19 protein-coding genes are annotated in these 18770 nt (G+C 73.9%); 11 read left to right on the top strand and 8 right to left on the bottom strand.

Translation table 11 applies throughout. The annotated features are described in order from the left end of the window. Positions 1–14 precede the first annotated feature (14 nt). Positions 15–1352: a hypothetical protein gene (locus ACZ6PY_RS05650; protein WP_466069592.1), complete on the bottom strand. Its 1338-nt coding sequence runs from the start codon at positions 1350–1352 to the stop codon at positions 15–17. A gap of 210 nt (positions 1353–1562) precedes the next feature. Here ACZ6PY_RS05650 and ACZ6PY_RS05645 point away from each other — a divergent pair, with 210 nt between their 5' ends. The 4 genes from ACZ6PY_RS05645 (at position 1563) to ACZ6PY_RS05630 (ending at position 5207) form a co-directional block, all read left to right on the top strand. Then, positions 1563–2261, top strand: coding sequence for an HAD family hydrolase (locus ACZ6PY_RS05645; protein ID WP_466069590.1), 699 nt, complete (start codon positions 1563–1565; stop codon positions 2259–2261). Positions 2262–2283: 22 nt separating this feature from the next. Next, on the top strand, positions 2284–3075 hold the full coding sequence (locus ACZ6PY_RS05640; RefSeq protein ID WP_466069588.1) for a DUF4184 family protein: 792 nt from the start codon (positions 2284–2286) through the stop codon (positions 3073–3075). 433 nt (positions 3076–3508) lie between these two features. Continuing rightward, on the top strand, positions 3509–4441 hold the full coding sequence (locus ACZ6PY_RS05635) for a rhomboid family intramembrane serine protease (RefSeq protein WP_466069586.1): 933 nt from the start codon (positions 3509–3511) through the stop codon (positions 4439–4441). A gap of 73 nt (positions 4442–4514) precedes the next feature. Then, complete coding sequence (locus tag ACZ6PY_RS05630) at positions 4515–5207, top strand: AMIN-like domain-containing (lipo)protein (RefSeq protein ID WP_466069584.1); 693 nt, start codon at positions 4515–4517, stop codon at positions 5205–5207. A gap of 62 nt (positions 5208–5269) precedes the next feature. Here the strand turns inward: ACZ6PY_RS05630 and ACZ6PY_RS05625 are convergent, their stop codons facing one another. The 4 genes from ACZ6PY_RS05625 to ACZ6PY_RS05610 all read right to left on the bottom strand — a co-directional run bounded on the left by ACZ6PY_RS05625 (position 5270) and on the right by ACZ6PY_RS05610 (position 6911). After that, complete coding sequence (locus tag ACZ6PY_RS05625) at positions 5270–5545, bottom strand: hypothetical protein (RefSeq protein WP_262285994.1); 276 nt, start codon at positions 5543–5545, stop codon at positions 5270–5272. Between the two features lie 47 nt (positions 5546–5592). Further along, positions 5593–6024, bottom strand: coding sequence for a RusA family crossover junction endodeoxyribonuclease (locus ACZ6PY_RS05620; protein ID WP_466069582.1), 432 nt, complete (start codon positions 6022–6024; stop codon positions 5593–5595). Positions 6025–6207: 183 nt separating this feature from the next. Then, a complete protein-coding gene (locus tag ACZ6PY_RS05615; protein WP_466069580.1) occupies positions 6208–6474 on the bottom strand; it encodes a VOC family protein in 267 nt (88 codons plus the stop codon). Then, positions 6375–6911, bottom strand: a complete 537-nt coding sequence (locus ACZ6PY_RS05610; RefSeq protein WP_466069578.1) for a VOC family protein — start codon at positions 6909–6911, stop codon at positions 6375–6377. The genes ACZ6PY_RS05615 and ACZ6PY_RS05610 overlap by 100 nt, the downstream gene beginning before the upstream one ends. Positions 6912–7151: 240 nt before the next feature. Here ACZ6PY_RS05610 and ACZ6PY_RS05605 point away from each other — a divergent pair, with 240 nt between their 5' ends. The 4 genes from ACZ6PY_RS05605 to ACZ6PY_RS05590 are packed head-to-tail and all read left to right on the top strand — an operon-like array spanning position 7152 to position 11550. After that, entirely contained in the window at positions 7152–8438 is a 1287-nt protein-coding gene (locus tag ACZ6PY_RS05605; protein WP_466069576.1) for an ABC transporter substrate-binding protein, read from the top strand. A 55-nt stretch (positions 8439–8493) separates the two neighbouring features. Next, the gene (locus ACZ6PY_RS05600; RefSeq protein WP_466069575.1) at positions 8494–9492 is read left to right on the top strand and encodes a carbohydrate ABC transporter permease; all 999 of its coding nucleotides are present in this window, start codon (positions 8494–8496) and stop codon (positions 9490–9492) included. A 1-nt stretch (position 9493) separates the two neighbouring features. Continuing rightward, positions 9494–10330, top strand: coding sequence for a carbohydrate ABC transporter permease (locus ACZ6PY_RS05595; protein ID WP_466069573.1), 837 nt, complete (start codon positions 9494–9496; stop codon positions 10328–10330). 11 nt (positions 10331–10341) lie between these two features. Beyond that, positions 10342–11550, top strand: coding sequence for an ABC transporter ATP-binding protein (locus tag ACZ6PY_RS05590; protein WP_466069571.1), 1209 nt, complete (start codon positions 10342–10344; stop codon positions 11548–11550). Positions 11551–11599: 49 nt separating this feature from the next. Here ACZ6PY_RS05590 and ACZ6PY_RS05585 read toward each other — a convergent pair whose 3' ends face one another. Beyond that, entirely contained in the window at positions 11600–12703 is a 1104-nt protein-coding gene (locus ACZ6PY_RS05585; protein WP_466069569.1) for a winged helix DNA-binding domain-containing protein, read from the bottom strand. Positions 12704–12818: 115 nt separating this feature from the next. Then, on the bottom strand, positions 12819–13547 hold the full coding sequence (locus ACZ6PY_RS05580) for a YsnF/AvaK domain-containing protein (RefSeq protein WP_466069568.1): 729 nt from the start codon (positions 13545–13547) through the stop codon (positions 12819–12821). 188 nt (positions 13548–13735) lie between these two features. Here ACZ6PY_RS05580 and ACZ6PY_RS05575 point away from each other — a divergent pair, with 188 nt between their 5' ends. After that, positions 13736–14131 carry a hypothetical protein gene (locus ACZ6PY_RS05575; RefSeq protein ID WP_313719501.1) on the top strand — a complete coding sequence of 132 codons (396 nt, stop codon included), beginning with the start codon at positions 13736–13738 and terminating at the stop codon, positions 14129–14131. 316 nt (positions 14132–14447) lie between these two features. After that, a complete protein-coding gene (wrbA, locus tag ACZ6PY_RS05570) occupies positions 14448–15065 on the top strand; it encodes an NAD(P)H:quinone oxidoreductase (RefSeq protein ID WP_466069566.1) in 618 nt (205 codons plus the stop codon). 71 nt (positions 15066–15136) lie between these two features. On the opposite strand, the gene ACZ6PY_RS05565 is transcribed toward wrbA, so the two are convergent. Further along, the gene (locus ACZ6PY_RS05565) at positions 15137–17056 is read right to left on the bottom strand and encodes a chorismate-binding protein (RefSeq protein ID WP_466069564.1); all 1920 of its coding nucleotides are present in this window, start codon (positions 17054–17056) and stop codon (positions 15137–15139) included. Between the two features lie 261 nt (positions 17057–17317). Between ACZ6PY_RS05565 and ACZ6PY_RS05560 the strand changes: the two genes are divergently transcribed. Then, positions 17318–18721, top strand: coding sequence for an FGGY family carbohydrate kinase (locus tag ACZ6PY_RS05560; protein WP_466069562.1), 1404 nt, complete (start codon positions 17318–17320; stop codon positions 18719–18721). The last annotated feature ends 49 nt before the right edge of the window (positions 18722–18770 follow it).

The raw sequence follows: 18770 nt of genomic DNA, 5'->3' as shown, positions 1-18770 counted from the left end.
CCGCGCCCCCGGCCTCAGGGCAGCGGGAGGAACGCCACCCGGGCGTGGTACTCGCCGGCCACCGTGACGGTGTCGCTGCCGACCCACAGGCCCCGGTCGGTGGCGTACAGCTCGGCGGTGCCGACGCCCCGGTCCTTGGTCGGGTTCCAGGCGAGCGCCTTGCCGGTGGTCGGGTGGATCGCGCCGATCCCGGGCCGGGACACCGCGCCCGGGCCGGCCGAGTCGCGCCCGAGAGGGTTGTCCAGCCAGCGCTGGTGCCCGCCGACGTAGACCGCCGCGCCGGTGATCGCCACCGAGAGCAGGGTGTCACCGCCGGTGTAGTTCACCCAGGTCGGCTGCTTGCCGCCGGTCTCCGTGCCGAACTCGAAGCGGGACGCCGCGTCGCAGAGCGTGCCCGGGAACGCGGCGCCGGTGGTGACCGCCACGAACCAGGTGCCGTCCGCGGAGATGTCGACCCCCCGCAGGTAGGTGGGCATCGTCTTGGCGCACTGCGGCTGGTAGCGGTCGGTCGACCAGCCGGACAGGGTGGCGCCCGTGGCGGTCAGGTTCGCCACCGCGAGCTGGTGGCGCGCCGCGCCGGCGACGGAACTGAAGTTGCCCACGAAGACGAGCCGCCCGCCGTCCGCGGACACGTCCAGCGCTTCGATCTTGACCGGCGCGGTGGCGCCGCTGGAGGTCTTCCGGGGCCCCTCGATCCGCAGGTTCACCGAGGCGTCGGCGGCGCCCGTGGTGGCGTTCAACGCGGCCAGAGCGCGCCGGGTCACCCCGCCGACGGTCTGGAACGCCCCGCCGAGGATCAGGCGGTTGCCGACCAGCCGCATGTCGTTGACCTGGTTGTTGAGCGCGGCCGGAGCGAAGCCGGCGACCCGGGCGCCGGTGGCCGCGTCGACCCGGGCCACCCGCGGTGCGGACACGCCGTTGACCGTCGTGAACGCGCCACCGAGGTAGAGCGAGCGGCCGTCGGGCGCGGCGGCGAGCGCCTTGACCGTGCCGTTGACCACGGGCCGGAACGTGGTGTCGATCCGGCCGGTGGTGGCGTCGAAGGCCACCAGCCGCGGCATCGCCAGCTGGGCGGTCTGCCCGGCGTTGCGGACCTTCGTGAACGAGCCGGCCAGGTAGACCCGGTTGCCGATCTGGAGGATCCGGTACACGGTCCCGTCGAGCGCGTGCGGCGTCCAGTCCGCCGGGTTGGCGCCGACCACTGTGGGGTGTGTGGCGTTGACCGCGAGGGCCGGGGACGGGGGGAGCGCGCCGCCCGCGGCGGCGAGCGCGGCCACGACGGCGGTGGCCGCCCTCCGGCGACGCCGGCGCCGGGCCGGGGTCGCGCGGGGCTGATCGCGTGAGGTCGTCATCGCCGAAGCATGCCGCCCCGACCCGGTCCGGCGCAGTCGGGTTCCCGCCGCTGGTCGCTCGGCGTTCGGCCAGTCCGGACGGTCCGTCCGTCCGGCTTGGGATGATCTTGTCGGTCGATACCGGGCCCGCCCGGCGCGCCGGAAACCCGGCTGCCGGGGCCACCCGGAGGCAGTACCGTGTCCCGGTCCGCCACACGGAAGGAGTACGCGATGCCACAGCGCCGGGAGGCCGCGGTGCTGGTCTTCGACGCCGACGACACGCTCTGGGAGAACAACGTCGTCTTCGAGCGGGTGATCGACGACTTCCTCACCTGGCTGGACCACCCGACGCTGGACCGGACGGAGATCCGGACGGTGCTCGACGACATCGAGCGGGCCAACGCGGTGGCGCACGGCTACGGCAGCAAGGTCTTCCTGCGCAGCCTCGGGGAGTGCCTGGAGAAGCTGCGCGCGCGCCCGGCGACCGACCGGGAGCGGGCCGAGATCGACGACCTGGCGGCGGCGCTGGTCGGTCACCAGGTCGAGCTGATGCCCGGCGTGGCGGAGACCCTCGACGACCTGGCCACCCGGCACGAGCTGCTGCTGCTCACCAAGGGGGAGCGCGAGGAGCAGCAGCGCAAGCTCGACGCCTGCGGCCTGCTGCACCACTTCCGTGCCGCGCACATCGTGCCGGAGAAGGACGTCGACACCTACCGCTGGCTGGCCCGGGAACACGCCTTCGACCCGGCGGCCGCCTGGATGGTCGGCAACTCCCCGCGCTCGGACATCCTGCCCGCCCGGGCCGCCGGCCTGAACGCGGTCTTCATCCCCAACGAGAACACCTGGGTGCTGGAACACGACGAGCTGGACCCGACCGACCCCGGGGTGATCCGGCTGGCCGCCTTCCCCGACCTGGTCCGGCACTTCTGATCCGGCGGGTAACGTCCCAGGCGTGCCGCTGACCTTCCCCTCGCACCTGGCGCCGGTGCTGCCGCTGAAGCTCTGGCGGCCACACTGGTTCGACGGGGTGGCGCTGGCCACCGGCGCGGTCGCGCCGGACGTCGGCTACCTGTTCACCGGCACCGGACTCGCCCTCGGGCTGCGGACGCACACCCTCGGCGGGCTGCTCTGGTGGTGCCTGCCGGTGGCCCTCGCCTACGCCTGGATCGTCCGCCGGGTGATCGCCGGGATCGCCGTGCACCTGCCCGGCCAGCGGCTGTTCGGCTGGCCCGACCATGCCGCGCTGGCCGGCGTCCGGCACCCCTGGCAGGTCACCGTCTGCTCGGCGCTGATCGGCGCGTTCAGCCACGTCGCCTGGGACCGCGTCACCCACAGCGGCCGGTGGCCGCGCCTGCTCGGCGTCGCCGACTTCCACACCCTGACCGGGCTGTACTGGTGGCAGGTGGCGGACGTGATCGGCACCGGCGGCGGCGGGCTGCTGGTCGCCGTCCTGGCGGTGCGCGCCGCCCGGCGGGGCGAGATCTTCGACGGGGTCCGCCCGCCGGCGCCGCCAACCCGGCCGGGGATGTTCTGGGGGGTGGCCCTCGCGGTCACCGGACTCGGGACGATCCTGCTGCCGGGCCTGCCCGCGGCCACCGTCCCGGCGCCGGCGGGGGTGCGCCTGCTGCACCTCGCGGCGGTCGCGCTGATCGCCGGAGCGGCCGCGGCCGGGGCCCTGACCGGGCCGCCGCCCGACGTGGCGCGCAGCCCTCGCCTCGAAAACCAACAGCGCTGGTCCGGCTGACCCTGTTACGCCGACATGCCGTATTTCAACGTTGGTATCAATCACATTCTCCCGGGCCCGCCCGACCTTGTTCCACCTGCGAGAACCTGCCTAACCTGAGCCCGCGCCCACGCCTCTTCGGGGTGAGTCGGGGGCGCGCCGAAGTCCGGTAGTTGGGCACCGTGGAGCTGAGTGCAGGCGGGCCGGCTCGCCGTATTGAGCCCGGCGTTGGCGGCGTGCCACGCCCGCCGTGCTGCAGACGGCGAAGACCGCTACCACGCCGGACGGCTGGGGTCAGGACCGGGGAGTTGCGGACCCGGTCCTGACCCGTCCGGCCACCCCCACCACCCGTGCGGACCGACCGGACCGGGGCGGTGCGCCGGCCGACTCCGTGCGAGGATCCGGCGGCGGCACCTTCCCGCCCGCCCCCCCCACCAGCCAGGACCGCATCCGCATGGACATGACCAGCACCGGCCAGCCGCCCGCCGAGAACGCCGCCAGCACCTGCTACCGGCACCCCAAGCGGGAGACGCTGCTGCGCTGCAGCCGCTGCGACCGCCACATCTGCCCCGACTGCATGCGCGAGGCGCCGGTCGGCCACCGCTGCCCGGAGTGCGTCCGGGCGGACAACCGCACCGTCCGCCAGGCCCGGACGGTCTTCGGCGGCCGGCCGGTCACCCGCCCGCTGGTGACGTACGCGCTGATCGCCCTCATCGTGCTGGCGTACCTGGTCGAGCTGGTCCACCCGGCCGTGCTCGACCGGTTCGACAGCCTGGGCACCGGGCTGGTCGACGACGCCGGCCAGCGTTACGTCGACGACGGCGTGGCCCGCCCCGGGTACGAGCCGGTCGGGATCGCGCACGGCGAGTGGTACCGCCTCCTCACCTCGTCGTTCCTGCACCTGCTGCCCACCCAGGGCGCCCTCGGCTTCCTGCACATCGCGTTCAACCTGTGGTGGCTGTGGCTGCTCGGCCGGGTGGTCGAGGACCGGCTGGGGCACGCCCGGTACCTGGCCGTCTACCTGCTCTCCGCGCTGGGCGGCGGGGTCCTGGGCTTCCTGGTCTCCCCGGGCCAGGCGGCGGTCGGCGCCTCCGGCGCGGTCTACGGCCTGGCCGGCTGCTACGTGGTGCTCGCCCGGCGGCTGCACCACCATCCGATCGAGCCGCAACGGGTGCTCGTCCCGTTCGTGATCTGGATGGTGCTCTCCGCCGGCTGGACCTCCTGGGAGGGGCACCTCGGCGGCCTGCTGGCCGGCGGCCTGGTCGGCCTCGGGTTCGCGTACGCCCCGGCCGGGCGGCGGACCGCCGTGCAGGTGGCCGTCGCCACGGCGGTCGCCGTGCTGCTCGTCGCGCTGGTCGTCGTGAAGTCGCTCGCCCTCACCGGCTGACCGCCGAGGACCCCGCCGGCCGGGCGGACGAACGGCTCTGGTGGACGGGGGCCGCCCGGCGCGACACTGAGCCATGACACGTCAGCGCGTACCACTGCTCGCCGGCCTGGTCGTGCTGCTCGCGGCGGCCTGCACGGCGACCGACCACGACGGCGCGGCCCCCACAACCGCGCCGGCACCGGCCGCCGGCACCACCGCCGCCGCGACCACGCCCGCCGCCACCCCGCCCACGCCCAGCAGCGCGGCGTCCGTCGAGGGCGCCTGGCGGGTGACCTACGACTGGGCGGTGCCCGGCACGCCCGCCCGGGTGACGCACCAGGTCCGGGTGCCGGTCACGCCGGCGCCCGGGGAGCCGCTGCCGGTCCTGGTCGAGGTGCGGGTCGGCGACCATCCGACCGAGGGGTTCAGCCGGATCACCTTCGCCTTCCGCGGCCCGACGCCGTCCTACCAGGTCGGCTACGTCACGCAGGTGTCGACGGAGGGCCGCGGCGCGCCCGTCGAACTGCCCGGCACGGCGTACCTGTCGGTGCGGTTCGACCCGGCGCAGGCGCACGACGCCCGCGGCGCCGGCACCGCCGCCCTGCCGCCGGCACGGATCGGCTACCCGACCCTGCGCGGCTGGGCCGCGGCCGGCGACTTCGAGGGCCATCTCAGTTTCGGGCTCGGGCTCCGGCCCCCGGCCGGCGGGACGCTGCCGGTGCGGCTGGGCGAGGCCACCCGCACCGACGGCACCCACGTCGTGGCGGTCGACGTGCGACGCGGCTGACCGGCCGTGCGGACCGGCCGCGCCGACCGGACGGCCGGCCGGCGTGGCCGGGTGCCCGTGCGTCAGCCGACTTCGCCGCGCACGATCGCCACGGCGACCCGGCAGAACTCGTCCATGTCCGGGTTGAACCCGGCGGCGATGTCCGGGTGCAGCCCGGCGCGGGTCTCGTCGAGCAGCCGGCGGCAGACCTCCTCCACGGGCTCACCCGCGTAGTCGGCGCGGACCCGGTCGGCGGCCGCCTGCAAAGCCGAGGTCAGCTGTTCCTCCAACGGGCCGCGCAGCTTCTGCTGCACAGGATCGAGCCCGCTCGGGTCGAGCGTGACATGTGGCTCCGGCATCGGCGCTCCCTTCGTCGGCGACCGCGGTACCCCACCGCCGTCGTCGGTCAAACCATCGTCGGTACGGCCGCCACCCGGACCTGGTACGAGAAGTCCTCGGCGGGCTCCTCGACGTAGGACAGCCGGCGGATCTGCCGGTCGTCCGACCAGAGGGCGACGTCGACCAGCACCCCGAGGTGGGCCAGGCCGATGTTCGCCACCCGCTTCTTGTCCTGGAGCACCGCGCAGACCCCGCCCACCAGCGTGCTGGCGTCGGAGGTGCGGTGCCCCGGCGGGCAGCGCAAGGTGACGTCCACCTCGACCGGACCGGTGAGCGGGGTCCACCCCGTGCGCTGGGCCGCCGTGCAGGCGGCCTGGAGCAGGGCGCGGACCCTCGCCGCCTGCCGGTGCCCGGCGGCGAAGATGGACAGGGCCTCGGTCTTGACCGGGGGCAGGCCGCTCACCTCGAACGTCAGGGCGAGAGCGCGGGTGTCCTGCACGACGGCACCTCCTCGTGGGAATCCTGCCCAACCGGTGGTACCGCAGAAGGGAGTTCGCGCGAGAACCAACCGATCGGACGGGCTGGGGGTCGGCCGGAGGCGTATCGACTTCGACGGCGACGCGCTGGCTGCGGAGCTACCGAAACGCTAGTCCACGAGGCCGCACGCCGGGTAGCTCGCCGCTCACGGAGTGGGACGGGCCGGGAAGGCGCAGAACTCGTTCCCCTCCGGGTCGGCCAGCACCCACCACCGCGTCGCCGGGGTGGGCTCGCGCAGCAGGGTCGCCCCGGCCGCGATCAGCGGCGTGACCTCGGCGCCGGTCAGCACCACGTCCCAGTGCACCCGGTTCTTCACCCGCTTGCGCTCCGGCACCGGGTCGAAGACCCAGTGATCCCAGGGGAAGCCCGCGGCGCCGACAACCGACGCGGCGCCCTCGGCGGCGGTCTCCACCCGGCCGCCGACCGCCCGCGCCCACCAGGCGGCCTGGGCCGCCGGGTCGGCCTGTCCACGACCAGCTCGAACACGCCCGGCCGGGCGCCCTCGCGCGGCGCGAACGCGCAGAACTGGTTGCCCTCGGGGTCGGCCAGCACCCACCAGCTGATCTCCGCGTCCGGCTCACGGACCAGGCGCGCGCCGGCCGCCAGCAGCGCGGCCGGCCCCGGATCGGCCAGCCGCAGGTCGAGGTGGACCCGCGTCTTGCCGGTGCGGGGCTCGGGCACCGTGTTGACCCAGATCGACTCGGCGCCGGACGCGGCGCCGCGGGGATCGATCCGGGCGTCGCCGTCGCCCGTGTCGACCAGCTCCCCGTCGAGGATGCCGGCCCAGAAGCCGCCGAGCCGGTGGGCGTCGGCCGCGTCCATGCAGAGGTCCTTGAAGCGCGCGATCATCCGGCCATCATGCCGCCCGGACCCGACGGCGACGGGATCGCCGCGGCCGGTGATCCGCCCCACAACGGCGGCTGTCGTACCCGTCTCGTGACCGTCAGGTTTCGCAGCGTCGCAGCCAGGGCACTGTCTGGCCCACGAAACGTCCCGGGCGCCAGGCGATCCACCGGCGCCCCGACCGTCTCGCCGTGCGCCGGGGCACGGGTGACTCCCCGGTTCTTCGCCGAAGAAAGGGGGAGGGCGATGACGGCAGACCCCGACACGGCCCCACGGCGGCGGCCGGCCCGGCGTGCGGCGGCGGCAGCCGCCGCACTCGCGTTGGTGGCCCCGCTGGCCGCCTGCGGATCGGGCGGTGCGGGCGGCACGCCCACCATCAACCTGTACTACCCGCCCGAGCAGAACCTGCAGAAGGTCGTCGACGACTGCAACGCCCAGGCCCAGGGCCGCTACCGGATCGTCTACCGGGTGCTCCCGCGGCAGGCCGACGAGCAGCGGGTGCAGATGGTGCGGCGGCTCGCGGCGCAGGACACCGGGATGGACGTGCTCGGCCTCGACGTCACCTGGACCCAGGAGTTCGCCAGCGCCGAGTGGATCCGGGAGTGGACCGGCCAGGACAGGGCCGAGGTGGAGCAGGGCACCCTCGCCGGCCCGCTGGACACCGCCCGCTACGAGGACAAGCTCTACGCCGCGCCCAAGAACACCAACGTGCAGCTCCTCTGGTACCGCAGCGACCTGGTCCAGGAGCCGCCGAAGACCTGGGACGAGATGATCTCCGCCGCCCAGCAGCTCAAGCAGCAGGGCAAGCCGTACCAGGTGCTCACCATGGGCGCCCAGTACGAGGGCCTGGTCGTCCTCTACAACACCCTGGCCGAGAGCGCGGGCGGGAAGATCCTCAGTGACGACGGCAAGAAGGCCGCGATGGACGAGGGCGCGGTGCGGGCGCTCGACCAGCTCAAGAAGTTCGCCACCTCGGGCGTGACCTCGCCGTCGTTCACCAACGCCACCGAGGATCCGGTCCGGCTGGAGTTCCAGTCCGGCGCGGGCGCCTTCGAGGTCAACTGGCCGTTCGTGTATCCGGCCATGCAGGAGGCCAACCCGGACCTGGCGAAGAAGGTCAAGTGGGCGCGGGTGCCGGGCATCGACGCGAACACGCCGAGCAAGGTCACCATCGGCGGGGTCAACATGGCGGTCAGCACCTACTCGAAGCACCCGGCCGAGTCCTTCGAGGTGGCGAAGTGCATCCGCAACGCCGAGCACCAGAAGTTCTCCGCGGTCAACGACGGCGTGCCGCCCACCATCGAGGCGGTCTACGCCGACCCGGAGATGGACAAGGCGTACCCGATGAAGGAGACCATCCTGGAGGAGCTGAAGGAGCCGGCGGTCCGGCCGCTGACCCCGGCGTACCAGAGCATCTCCACGGTCATGTCGGCGATCCTGTCGCCGCCGTCGGCGATCCGGCCCGAGCAGACCGCCGACGAGCTGCGCGACGCCATCGCGGACGCGCTCGAGTCGAAGGGGGTTCTGCCGTGAGCGCGAGGAGTGAGCCGGTCCTGCGAGCCCCGCAGTCGCGAAGGAAGGTGGCACCGTGAGCGTCAACGCCACGCCCGCCGGCGCGGACGTCGCGGCGGACGCCGAGCGTTCCGCCGGCCGGCACGCCGCCGTGCCCGCCCAGCGGGCCGCCCGCCGCCGGGCGAAGCCGCCGCTGAGCGAGAACAAGCGCGCCGAGCGGCGCCTCGGCTGGCTGCTCTGCGCGCCGGCCGCGCTGGTCATGGTGCTGGTCACCGCCTACCCGATCCTCTACTCGGTCTGGTTGTCGCTGCAGCGCTTCGACCTGCGGTTCCCCGACGAGCGCGAGTTCGTCGGGCTGGAGAACTACGTCACCGTGCTGACCAACCAGTTCTGGTGGACGGCGTTCGGGGTGACCGTCCTGATCACCGTGGTGACCGTGGTGGTCGAGCTGGTGCTCGGCATGGGGCTGGCGCTGATCATGCACCGGACGCTCGTCGGCCGGGGCATCGTCCGCACCGCGGCGCTGATCCCGTACGGCATCGTCACGGTGGTCGCGGCCTTCTCCTGGCGGTACGCCTGGACGCCCGGCACCGGCTACCTGGCCAACCTGTTCGACGGCAGCGCCCCGCTGACCGAGCGGGCCAGCTCGCTGGCGATCATCATGCTGGCCGAGATCTGGAAAACCACCCCGTTCATGGCGCTGCTGCTCATGGCGGGGCTGGCGCTGGTGCCGGAGGACCTGCTCAAGGCCGCCTCCACCGACGGCGCGACGGCCTGGCAGCGGTTCACCAAGGTGATGCTGCCGGTGATGAAGCCGGCCATCCTGGTCGCCCTGCTGTTCCGCACCCTGGACGCGTTCCGGGTGTTCGACAACATCTTCGTGCTCACCGCCGGCGGCAACGAGACCTCGTCGGTGTCGATGCTCGCCTACAACAACCTGATCCGGGGGTTGAACCTCGGCATCGGCTCCACCATGTCGGTGCTGATCTTCCTCACCGTGGCGATCATCGCGTTCGTGTTCGTGAAGCTGTTCGGGACCGCTGCCCCGGGCAGCGACGACGGGGAGAGGCGCTGAGATGGCAGTCGAAACCACCCCACGGGCGAAGGTGCGCTGGGGCCTGCTGGACCTCGTCGTGGTCGTCTTCGCGCTGGTCCCGGTGCTCTGGATCGCCTCGCTGTCGTTCAAGACCCCGGCCACCCTCACCGACGGGAAGTTCTGGCCCCGGGAGTGGACGCTGGACAACTACCGGACGATCTTTGACACCGACCAGTTCGTCCGGGCCCTGGTCAACTCGATCGGCATCGCGCTGATCGCCACCCTGATCGCCGTGGTGCTGGGCGCGATGGCCGCGTACGCGATCTCGCGGCTGGACTTCCCCGGCAAGAAGCTGCTGGTCGGGGTGTCCCTGCTGATCGCCATGTTCCCGCAGGTGTCGCTGGTGTCGCCGCTGTTCGAGATCGAGCGCCAGCTCGGGCTCTTCGACACCTGGCCGGGGCTGATCCTGCCGTACATCACGTTCGCCCTGCCGCTGGCGATCTACACGCTCTCGGCGTTCTTCAAGCAGATCCCGTGGGACCTCGAGAAGGCGGCGAAGATGGACGGCGCCACCCAGGGCCAGGCGTTCCGGCGGGTGATCGCCCCGCTGGCCGCGCCGGGGCTGTTCACCACGGCCATCCTGGTCTTCATCTTCTGCTGGAACGACTTCCTCTTCGCCATCACGCTCACCTCGACCGAGCGGTCGCGCACGGTCCCGGTGGCCCTGCAGTTCTTCACCGGCGAGTCGCAGTTCGAGGACCCCACCGGGGCGATCTGCGCCGCCGCCGTGGTGATCACCATTCCGATCGTCCTGTTCGTGCTCTTCTTCCAGCGCCGCATCGTCTCCGGTCTGACCTCCGGCGCAGTCAAGGGATAGGTGGTGTTGTCATGGCCGACATCGTGCTGGACAAGGTGAGCAAGCGGTTCCCGGACGGGACGACCGCGGTGCAGGACGTCGATCTGGAGATCGCCGACGGCGAGTTCGTGATCCTGGTCGGTCCGTCCGGCTGCGGGAAGTCCACCACGCTGAACATGATCGCCGGGTTGGAGGACATCAGCTCCGGTGAGCTGCGCATCGCGGGGGAGCGGGTCAACGACAAGGCGCCCCGGGACCGGGACATCGCCATGGTCTTCCAGTCCTACGCCCTCTACCCGAACATGACCGTGCGGGAGAACATGGCCTTCCCGCTGCGGCTGGCGAAGCTCGACAAGGAGACCATCCACCAGAAGGTGGATGAGGCGGCGAAGGTCCTGGAGCTGACCCCGCTGCTGGACCGGAAGCCGGCCAACCTCTCCGGCGGGCAGCGGCAGCGGGTGGCCATGGGACGGGCGATCGTCCGGCAGCCGAAGGCATTCCTCATGGACGAGCCGCTGTCCAACCTGGACGCGAAGCTGCGGGTGCAGATGCGCACCGTGGTGTCCCGGCTGCAGAAGCAGCTCGGCACGACCACCGTCTACGTGACCCACGACCAGACCGAGGCCATGACCCTCGGCGACCGCGTGGTGATCATGCGGGGTGGCGCGGTGCAGCAGGTCGGCCCGCCGCAGGAGCTGTACGACCACCCCCGCAACCTCTTCGTGGCCGGGTTCATCGGCTCCCCGTCGATGAACTTCCTGCACGCCGCCGTCGAGGACGGGCACCTGCGTACGGCGCTGGGTGACGTGCCGATCGGGGACCGGGTACGCCGGCAGCTCGACGGCGCCGACGCCCCGCGCGAGCTGATCCTCGGCATCCGTCCCGAGCACTTCGAGGACGCCGCGCTGATCGACGACGAGAGCCGCCGCCGGGGCCTGGAGTTCGAGGCGCCTGTCGACATCGTCGAGTCGATGGGCTCGGACAAGTACGTCTACTTCACCGTCGAGGGGGAGCGGGCCAGCGCCGCCGAGCTGGAGGAACTGGCCGCCGACGCGGGCGCGGCGGACTTCACCGGGACGGGGTCGAGCCTGGTCACCCGGCTGTCGGCCGAGTCGCCGGTGCGGGAGGGCGAGCCGCGGCGGGTCTGGTTCAACCTGGAGAAGATCCACCTGTTCGACCCGTCCACCGGGCGGAACCTCACCCTGCACGAGGGGCGGGCGGCCGGCGCGCTGGCCGACTGAGCCGGCACCCGGGCCGGTGGGCGAAGGGTCCACCGGCCCGGCCGTGCCGCTACCAGGTCAGCCGCAACGGCAACCCGAGGAAGGCGGCGTAGCCGGCGAGCGCCGACTCGACGCGGGCCCGCAGCGCGTCGTCGAACGGCGTCAGCTGCCGCACGGCCACGGTGACCGCCCGCCTGCCCACGGTCCGCTTCCAGGTGCCGACCGTCCGGCCGCCCCGCACCACCGTGGCCTGGAAGATCCCGTTGTTGCCGGGGACGACGGCGTTCGCGTGCGCCGGATCGAGCATGAGCGAGCGGTCCTTGTAGCCCAGCAGGTACTCGTCGAAGCCGGGCAGGGTGTGCACGTCGTCGACCGGCGCCCGGGGCGCGTCGAGCAGGGCGGCGTCGACCACGGCCGGCACGCCGTCCACCTCCACCGGGGCGAGCGCCTCGCCGGCCGCCGCGATGCCCCGGGCGGCGTCGGTGACCGTGAGGCCGGTCCACCGGGCCAGCTCGTGCCGGGTCACCGGCCCGTGGCCGCGGACGTAGCGGTGGGCGATCAGGCCGAGCGCCTCGTCGCGCTCGGGGCGGCGCGGATCCGGCGCCCACTCGTCCAGCAGCACGAACGTCTGTTCGGTGCCCACGTGCGGGGCGATGCAGGTGACGCCGCGCTGGCTCGCGTACCAGAGCATGTGGTAGCCGCGCTGGCCGGTGGTGTCGAGGCCGGCGGCGCGCAGCGTGGCCAGGCACTCGGCCCGGCTGAGCCGGCCCCCGCCCGCGAGGGCCGCACCCAGCACCTCGGCGGCGCGGTCCGCGTCGGTCCCGGCAAGGCCGAGCTGCGCCCACCGGCCGGCCACGCCGGACAGCGCCCGGACACCGGTCACCTCCAGCATCCAGCGCGCGTCGCGGGGCGGCACCAGGTGCACCGTGCCCCGCATGGGCCAGGTGCGCAGCGCCTCGCGCCGCTCCAGCGCCGCGCACACGTCGTCCTGGGTCCGGCCGGGCAGGCGCACGCCGAGGGACCACAGCCCGCTCGCCGCGTCCTGCGCCTGCATGGCGCCGAACCACTCGACCACCTCGGCCACGCTGTCCGGGCGCGCGGCCGGGTGCGGGCGCAGCAGCAGGCCGGTCATCCGCAGCGCCAGCGCCTCGGCGCGGGTGAGGCGTACGGTCACGTGCCGGCTCCTCGTCGTCGGGTGGACGGCCAGCATAGGTCGGCGGTGCGACGTTCCCGGCGTACGCACGACCGGGCGGGTGGGCCGTCGCCCACCCGCCCGGGATGCCGCTGACTCAGCCCTTGCGGCGTGCCCGCTCCGGCACGTCGGCGTCCACCAGCTCCCGGCGGACCTGCGCGTTGACCGGCTGCTCCTCGACGACCTCGTCCTTGGTCAGCCGGACCCGCTCGACCGGGACCTGCTCCTTGCCGACCACCGGGTGCTCGGCGCGCAGCTCCATCTCGCGCTGCTCCTCGCCGATGCCGGCCCGTGCCGCGTCGCGGTCGGCCTCGCTGATCGGCTCGTGGACGACTGTCACCTCGTCGTGCTCGACCGGCACGCTGGTCTGCACGTTCTCGGTGACCACGCGCTTGCTCAGCCGCGCGGCGCCCGCCGGCTCGCTCTCGGTGCCGACCCGCAGACGCTCCTCGGACCGGACAACCTCCGGCGCGCCCGGCATCCGCTGCGGCGGCTGGGCGGCCTGCTCCCCGAGCTGGTAGTGCCGGTAGAGCTGGGTGAGCTGGTCGGCGCCGAGCGGCTGGTCGGTGCCGGTCTCCACGCTGGGAGCGCTGCGCACGGTCGCCTTGTCGTACGGCACCTGAAGCCGCCCGTCCTGCTGCATCCGGGCCGCCTGCAGCGGAGCCATCGACTCGTGGTGGCCCATCACCCCGGTCTTCACGCTGACCCAGGTCGCCTCGCCGCTGGGATCGGCCCAGACCTGGCCCACGCTGCCGATCTTCGCGCCCGAGCGGTCCTGGACGTCCTGCCCGTACAGCGAGCGGACCTGCTGCTCCGTGAGTCGCATGGTTCGTCCTTCCTCTCGTGGGTCGGCACCCGGGTTCCCGGCGGAGGTCCCGGCATTCCCCCGAACCGGGACGAATAGGAGGAGGAGGGGCAGTGGTGCCCGTGACGACCCGGATTGCGAGGAATGAGTGCGGCCGGAGCGGGGATGCGGCGTCGGGAAATCGATGCGAGGAATGCGAGGTGTGGGTGATGACAGCGTCCAGTGAACCGGCCCGGGGGGCCGGGCGGGCCACCACCGCCCGACCGGCGGGCCCGTCCGGCGGGGCGAAGACCAGCGCCGCGGCCACCTTTGCGCTGGTCTTCGGCGTGGCGGGCCTGCTCAGCGTGCTCACCGCGATCCTGGCGTCGGTGGGGCTGCTGCTCGGGATCATCGGCATCATCCTGGGCATCTTCGGGCTGCGGATGAGCCGACGGCCCGGCGTCACCGGCCGCGGGGTGGCCATCGGGGGCCTGGTGCTCAGCATCCTGGCGGTGCTGATCGGGTTGGCCCTCGCCGCCGGCATCAGCACGTTCATCAACAACGAGCAGGCGGTGGACCGGCTGGAGAAGCGGGTGACCGACCTGCGGGACAAGCTCAACGACTGAGCCCGGGAACACCCCTGATCGCGCTACGCCAGCCCCGTTGCCGGCGGAGCGCGATCCCCCGTTCAGGCTCCCGGTGCGGGGCGGCGGCGGTACGCCGGCACCGGTGGGACCAGGATCCTCGGCCGGCCCGGCCCGGGGAAGCGGTTTCCATCGGAACTTGCGCAAATCTTGAGCCCCGGCAAGGTATCGACTCGGCTCAGTGGGTGGTGCCGCGGGAGCAGGGCCGCGCGGATCGCCGCCGCCCGCGCCCGCCGTTTGCCGGCGTAACCACCGGGTAGTCGCCGGAGCTGACCCGACACCGAGGAGGAAACGTCTGATGGATGGCCAGGTCAAGGTCGCGGTGATCTATTACAGCGCGACCGGCATCACCTACCAGATGGCGCAGGCGGCGGCCGAGGCCGCCGGGGAGGCCGGAGGCGAGGTACGCCTGCGCAAGGTACGTGAGCTGGCGCCGGACGAGGCGATCCGCTCCAACTCGGGCTGGCAGGCGCACCGCCTGGAAACCCAGGACGTGATGGAGGCGCAGCCGGACGACCTCTCCTGGGCCGACGTCGTGATCATGGGTTCGCCCACCCGCTACGGCATGATCGCCGCCCAGCTCAAGCAGTTCATCGACACCACCGGCCCGCTCTGGGCGCAGGGCGCGCTGGCGAACAAGGTCTACAGCGGCTTCACCTCGACCGCCACCTCGCACGGCGGTCAGGAGGCGACGCTGCTGTCGCTGTACACGATCTTCTACCACTGGGGCGGCGTCGTGGTCACCCCCGGCTACACCGACCCCAGCCAGTTCGTCGCCGGCAACCCGTACGGCGCCTCCCACACCAGCAACAACGGCGAGATCGCCCCGGACCACATGGCCCTCGGCGCCACCGCGTTGACCGCCAAGCGGGCGGTGCAGATGGGCGCCGCGCTCAAGAAGGGCCTGGCCGGCTGACCCTCGGCACGAGGTGACCGGTGACCGGACGGGGGCTCTCGACCCGTCCGGACCACCGGTCGCCCCTCGCCCTACCCCCGATCGGCCGGTCCATGCCCGGTCAGCGCGGGATGGGCGAGCAGATGCCCGAGCAGGTCCGCCAGGACCGCCATGCCGTCCCGGCTGAGGACCGACTCCGGGTGGAACTGCACCCCGGCGAAGCCCGGCCCGCGCAGCGCGTGCACCGCCCCGTCCGCCGGGTCCCGGGACAGCTCCACCGCGCCGTACGCGGTGGCGACCCGGTCGGCGCCGGCCCGGGCGGTGAAGCTCGAGTAGAAGCCGACGCGGCGGGTCGCGCCGAACACCGGCACGTCGCGCGGCAGCCCCTGGTACGGGGCGTCGCGGCGGTGCAGCGGCAGCCCGAGCAGCCCGGCGAGCAACTGGTGGCCGAGGCAGACCGCCAGGGTCGGCCGGCCGGCCGCGAGCAGCTCCGCCAGCAGCGCCCGCATGCTCGCCATCTTCGGCTCGGCGAGGTCGTCCGGGTCGCCCGGGCCGGGGCCGACCACCACGAGGTCGTACCCGTCGATCGGGCCGGCGTCGTGCCAGTCCCGGCGGGTCACCGCGAGACCGAGCGCGCCGAGCTGGTGGGCGAGCATCCCGGTGAAGGTGTCCTCACCGTCCACGATCAACGCGCGACGGCCGGCCAGGCCCGGCAGCGCGGTGGCCCCCGGCACGCGCTGGTCCAGCCAGAACCGGGCCAGCGGGATGTTGCGGGCGGCCAGCGCGGCGCGCACCTCCGGGTCGTCGGCGTACCGCGGCGCGGGCCCGGCGCCGCGGGCCGGGGCGTCCGGGCCGAGGCCCAGCGCAGCCAGCACGCCGGCCGCCTTGGCGTGCGTCTCGGCCACCTCGTTCTCGGCCGTGGAATGCCGGACCAGGGTCGCACCGACCGGCACCCGCAGCTCGCCGTCGGGGGAGAGCTCGGCGGTGCGGATGAGGATCGGGGCGTCGAGGGTCTGCCGGCCCTGCTCGTCGCGGCCGAGCAGGGCGAGCACGCCGGCGTAGTACCGCCGGCCGGTCCGCTCGTGCCGGGCGATCACCCGGCAGGCGTTCTCCATCGGGCTGCCGGTGACCGTGGGGGCGAACATGGTCTCCCGCAGCACCTCCCGGACGTCCAGCGAGCCCCGCCCGGCCAGCAGGTACTCGGTGTGCGCGAGGTGCGCCATCTCCTTCAGGTACGGCCCGACCACCTGACCGCCGTGCTCGGCGACGGTGGCCATCATCTTCAGCTCCTCGTCGAGCACCATGTACAGCTCCTCGACCTCCTTGGGGTCGTGGAGGAAGCGCAGCAGGGCGTCCCGGTCCGCCGCCGCGCCGGTGTGCCGGAACGTGCCGCTGATCGGGTTCATCATGACCAGGCCGTCGTCCACGCTGACGTGCCGCTCCGGGCTCGCCCCGACCAGGGTGCGGCTGCCCGTGTGCACCACGAACGTCCAGTACGCGCCCCGCTCGCGCAGCAGCAGCCGGCGCAGCGCCGCCAGGGCGGCCACCAGCGGCGCGCCCTCGACGGTGGCCCGCAGGGTGCGGTGGATGACGAAGTTGGCGCCCTCGCCCCGGCCGATCTCGTCGCGGAGCACCCGGCCCACGGTGTCCGCGTACTCCGCGTCGGAGATGTCGAACGCGGCGTCGCGGGTCACCACCGGCGCCTCGGGCAGGACCGCCAGCACCGCGTCGAGCGGGAGCCGCCGGTGTTCGGCGACCAGCAGGAACTCCAGCGGCAGGCCGTCGTCCACGCAGGCGAAGCCGCGCTCGGCGATCTGCCGGTAGGGGACCAGGGCCAGGGTGCGCGGGCCGGGGCCGCCGTCGGGCAGCGGGAGGTCGGCGAGCCGGTCGGCCGTGCGTACCGGACCGGTGAACAGGTCGACGTGGTCGGCGCCCTCGCGGCGGACGAGCGCGAACGGGCCGGGGTCGCGGCCCGCCGCGACGGCGGCGAGCGGGTCGTGCGGGCGGGTCATCGGGTCTCCTCGGTGGGCCGGAGGCCGCCGGCGGGGGCGACCCGGGATGCCGGGGAGAGACCGGCGGCCGCCTCGTCGGGCGGCCGCGTGGGGAAGCTACGCGCGGGGGTGGGCCGCCGGGTCGGCGGGCCACCAGCAGGTCAGGTGCGCGAGCATGACGATCACTGTACGCGAGCGGCGGTGCCCGGGGAACCCGGTCGCGGCGCCCGGCCCGGCCGATCTTGGCTTCGCCGCCGCTCCCGGCGGGTAGGTTGACCCGCGATGGACATTCTCGCTCTGGACCTGGGCACCTCCTCGGTGCGCGGGCTCGTGCTGGACGCGGACGCCGTACCGCGCCCCGGCGCGCTGGCCCGCCGCAAGGTGCACCTGGTGACCGGGGACGACGGCAGCGGCGTCCTGGACGGGCCCCGCTACCTGGCCTGCCTCGCGGAGTGCCTGGACGAGCTGGCCGCCGGCGGGCACCTGCGGGACGTCGAGCTGGTCGCCACCTCGGCGCAGTGGCACTCGGTGCTGCCGCTCGGCCCCGACGGCACCCCCCTGGGCCCGGTGCTCACCTGGATGGACACCCGGCCGGAGCCCGTCGCCGGCGCCGTCGGCCCGGCCGATCCGGACGCCTTCCACCACCGCACCGGCGCCTGGTGGCACCGCTGCTACTGGACCATGCGGCTGCCCTGGGTGCGGGAGCACTGCGGCAGCCCGGTCGCCCGCTTCGGCGGGCTCGTCGAGTACGCCCTCGGCGAGCTGCTCGACGAGGCGCCGATGTCCGTGTCGATGGCCTCCGGCACCGGGCTGCTCGACCTGCGCCTGCTGGAGTGGGACGCCGAAGCCTGCGAGCTGGCCGGCGTACGCCCCGAGGAGCTTCCGGCACTGGCCCCGCAGCGGTGGCGCGGCCGGCTCCGGGCCGAGCACGCCCAGCGCTGGCCGCAGCTCGCCGACGCCCGCTGGGCCGCCCCCGTCGGCGACGGCGCGGCGTCCAACGTGGGCTCCGGCTGCGTCGACGCCTCCCGGGCCGCGGTCACCGTCGGCACGTCCGCCGCCGTACGCCTCGTCCAGGCCCTGCCGGCCGGTGCGCCGCTGCCGCCCCTGCCCGAGGAGCTCTGGCGCTACCGGGTCGACCACGAGTACGTGGTGACCGGCGCGGCGTACTCCAGCGGAGGGAACCTGTTCGCGTGGGCGGCCCGCGAGCTGCGGCTGCCGTCCGGCGCCGAACTGGAGGCGGCGCTGGGCCGGGCCGGCGCGAACCTGACCCTGCGGGCCAACCCGCGGTTGGGCGGGGACCGGCCGCCCGGCCTGGCCCCGGCCGGCTCCGGGGAACTGCGCGGCCTGAGCTTCGGCACCACGGCGGTCGACATCCTCGCCGTCCTGATGACCGAGCTGTGCCGGCTGATGGCCGACGACCTCGCCCTGCTGGAGGCCGGCGTGGGCGAACCGGCCGAGGTGGTCCTCGGCGGGGGCGCGATGGCCGCCTCGCCCTGGTGGCGGGCGGCGTTCGTCGACGCGCTGGCCCCTCGGCCGGTGCGGCACCAGCGCAACCCGGAGATCGGCGCGACCGGGGCCGCGCTGGTGGCGCTCGGCCGGATCGCCGAGGCGGCGGGGGTGGGCGGCATCGGCCGGACGGACGACCGGGACGAGCCGAACACCGTAGCCGCCCGCCCACCGCGCTGACCTTTGCTCGTGCGGCCCGCCGTAGCGTTTGACACCGCCCGCCGGCCTG

Source organism: Micromonospora sp. NPDC048907, assembly GCF_055586885.1.
Note: the sequence above shows the minus strand (reverse complement) of the source record. Positions and strands in the feature narration are given on the sequence as shown.

What these genes read in the sequence shown, in the direction of transcription:
- ACZ6PY_RS05650 (WP_466069592.1), bottom strand. Translation starts at nt 1,352, where the DNA reads ATGACGACCTCACGCGATCAGCCCCGCGCGACCCCGGCCCGGCGCCGG.
- ACZ6PY_RS05645 (WP_466069590.1), top strand. Translation starts at nt 1,563, where the DNA reads ATGCCACAGCGCCGGGAGGCCGCGGTGCTGGTCTTCGACGCCGACGAC.
- ACZ6PY_RS05635 (WP_466069586.1), top strand. Translation starts at nt 3,509, where the DNA reads ATGGACATGACCAGCACCGGCCAGCCGCCCGCCGAGAACGCCGCCAGC.
- ACZ6PY_RS05630 (WP_466069584.1), top strand. Translation starts at nt 4,515, where the DNA reads ATGACACGTCAGCGCGTACCACTGCTCGCCGGCCTGGTCGTGCTGCTC.
- ACZ6PY_RS05625 (WP_262285994.1), bottom strand. Translation starts at nt 5,545, where the DNA reads ATGCCGGAGCCACATGTCACGCTCGACCCGAGCGGGCTCGATCCTGTG.
- ACZ6PY_RS05610 (WP_466069578.1), bottom strand. Translation starts at nt 6,911, where the DNA reads ATGATCGCGCGCTTCAAGGACCTCTGCATGGACGCGGCCGACGCCCAC.
- ACZ6PY_RS05605 (WP_466069576.1), top strand. Translation starts at nt 7,152, where the DNA reads ATGACGGCAGACCCCGACACGGCCCCACGGCGGCGGCCGGCCCGGCGT.
- ACZ6PY_RS05595 (WP_466069573.1), top strand. Translation starts at nt 9,494, where the DNA reads ATGGCAGTCGAAACCACCCCACGGGCGAAGGTGCGCTGGGGCCTGCTG.
- ACZ6PY_RS05590 (WP_466069571.1), top strand. Translation starts at nt 10,342, where the DNA reads ATGGCCGACATCGTGCTGGACAAGGTGAGCAAGCGGTTCCCGGACGGG.
- ACZ6PY_RS05580 (WP_466069568.1), bottom strand. Translation starts at nt 13,547, where the DNA reads ATGCGACTCACGGAGCAGCAGGTCCGCTCGCTGTACGGGCAGGACGTC.
- ACZ6PY_RS05575 (WP_313719501.1), top strand. Translation starts at nt 13,736, where the DNA reads ATGACAGCGTCCAGTGAACCGGCCCGGGGGGCCGGGCGGGCCACCACC.
- wrbA (WP_466069566.1), top strand. Translation starts at nt 14,448, where the DNA reads ATGGATGGCCAGGTCAAGGTCGCGGTGATCTATTACAGCGCGACCGGC.
- ACZ6PY_RS05565 (WP_466069564.1), bottom strand. Translation starts at nt 17,056, where the DNA reads ATGACCCGCCCGCACGACCCGCTCGCCGCCGTCGCGGCGGGCCGCGAC.
- ACZ6PY_RS05560 (WP_466069562.1), top strand. Translation starts at nt 17,318, where the DNA reads ATGGACATTCTCGCTCTGGACCTGGGCACCTCCTCGGTGCGCGGGCTC.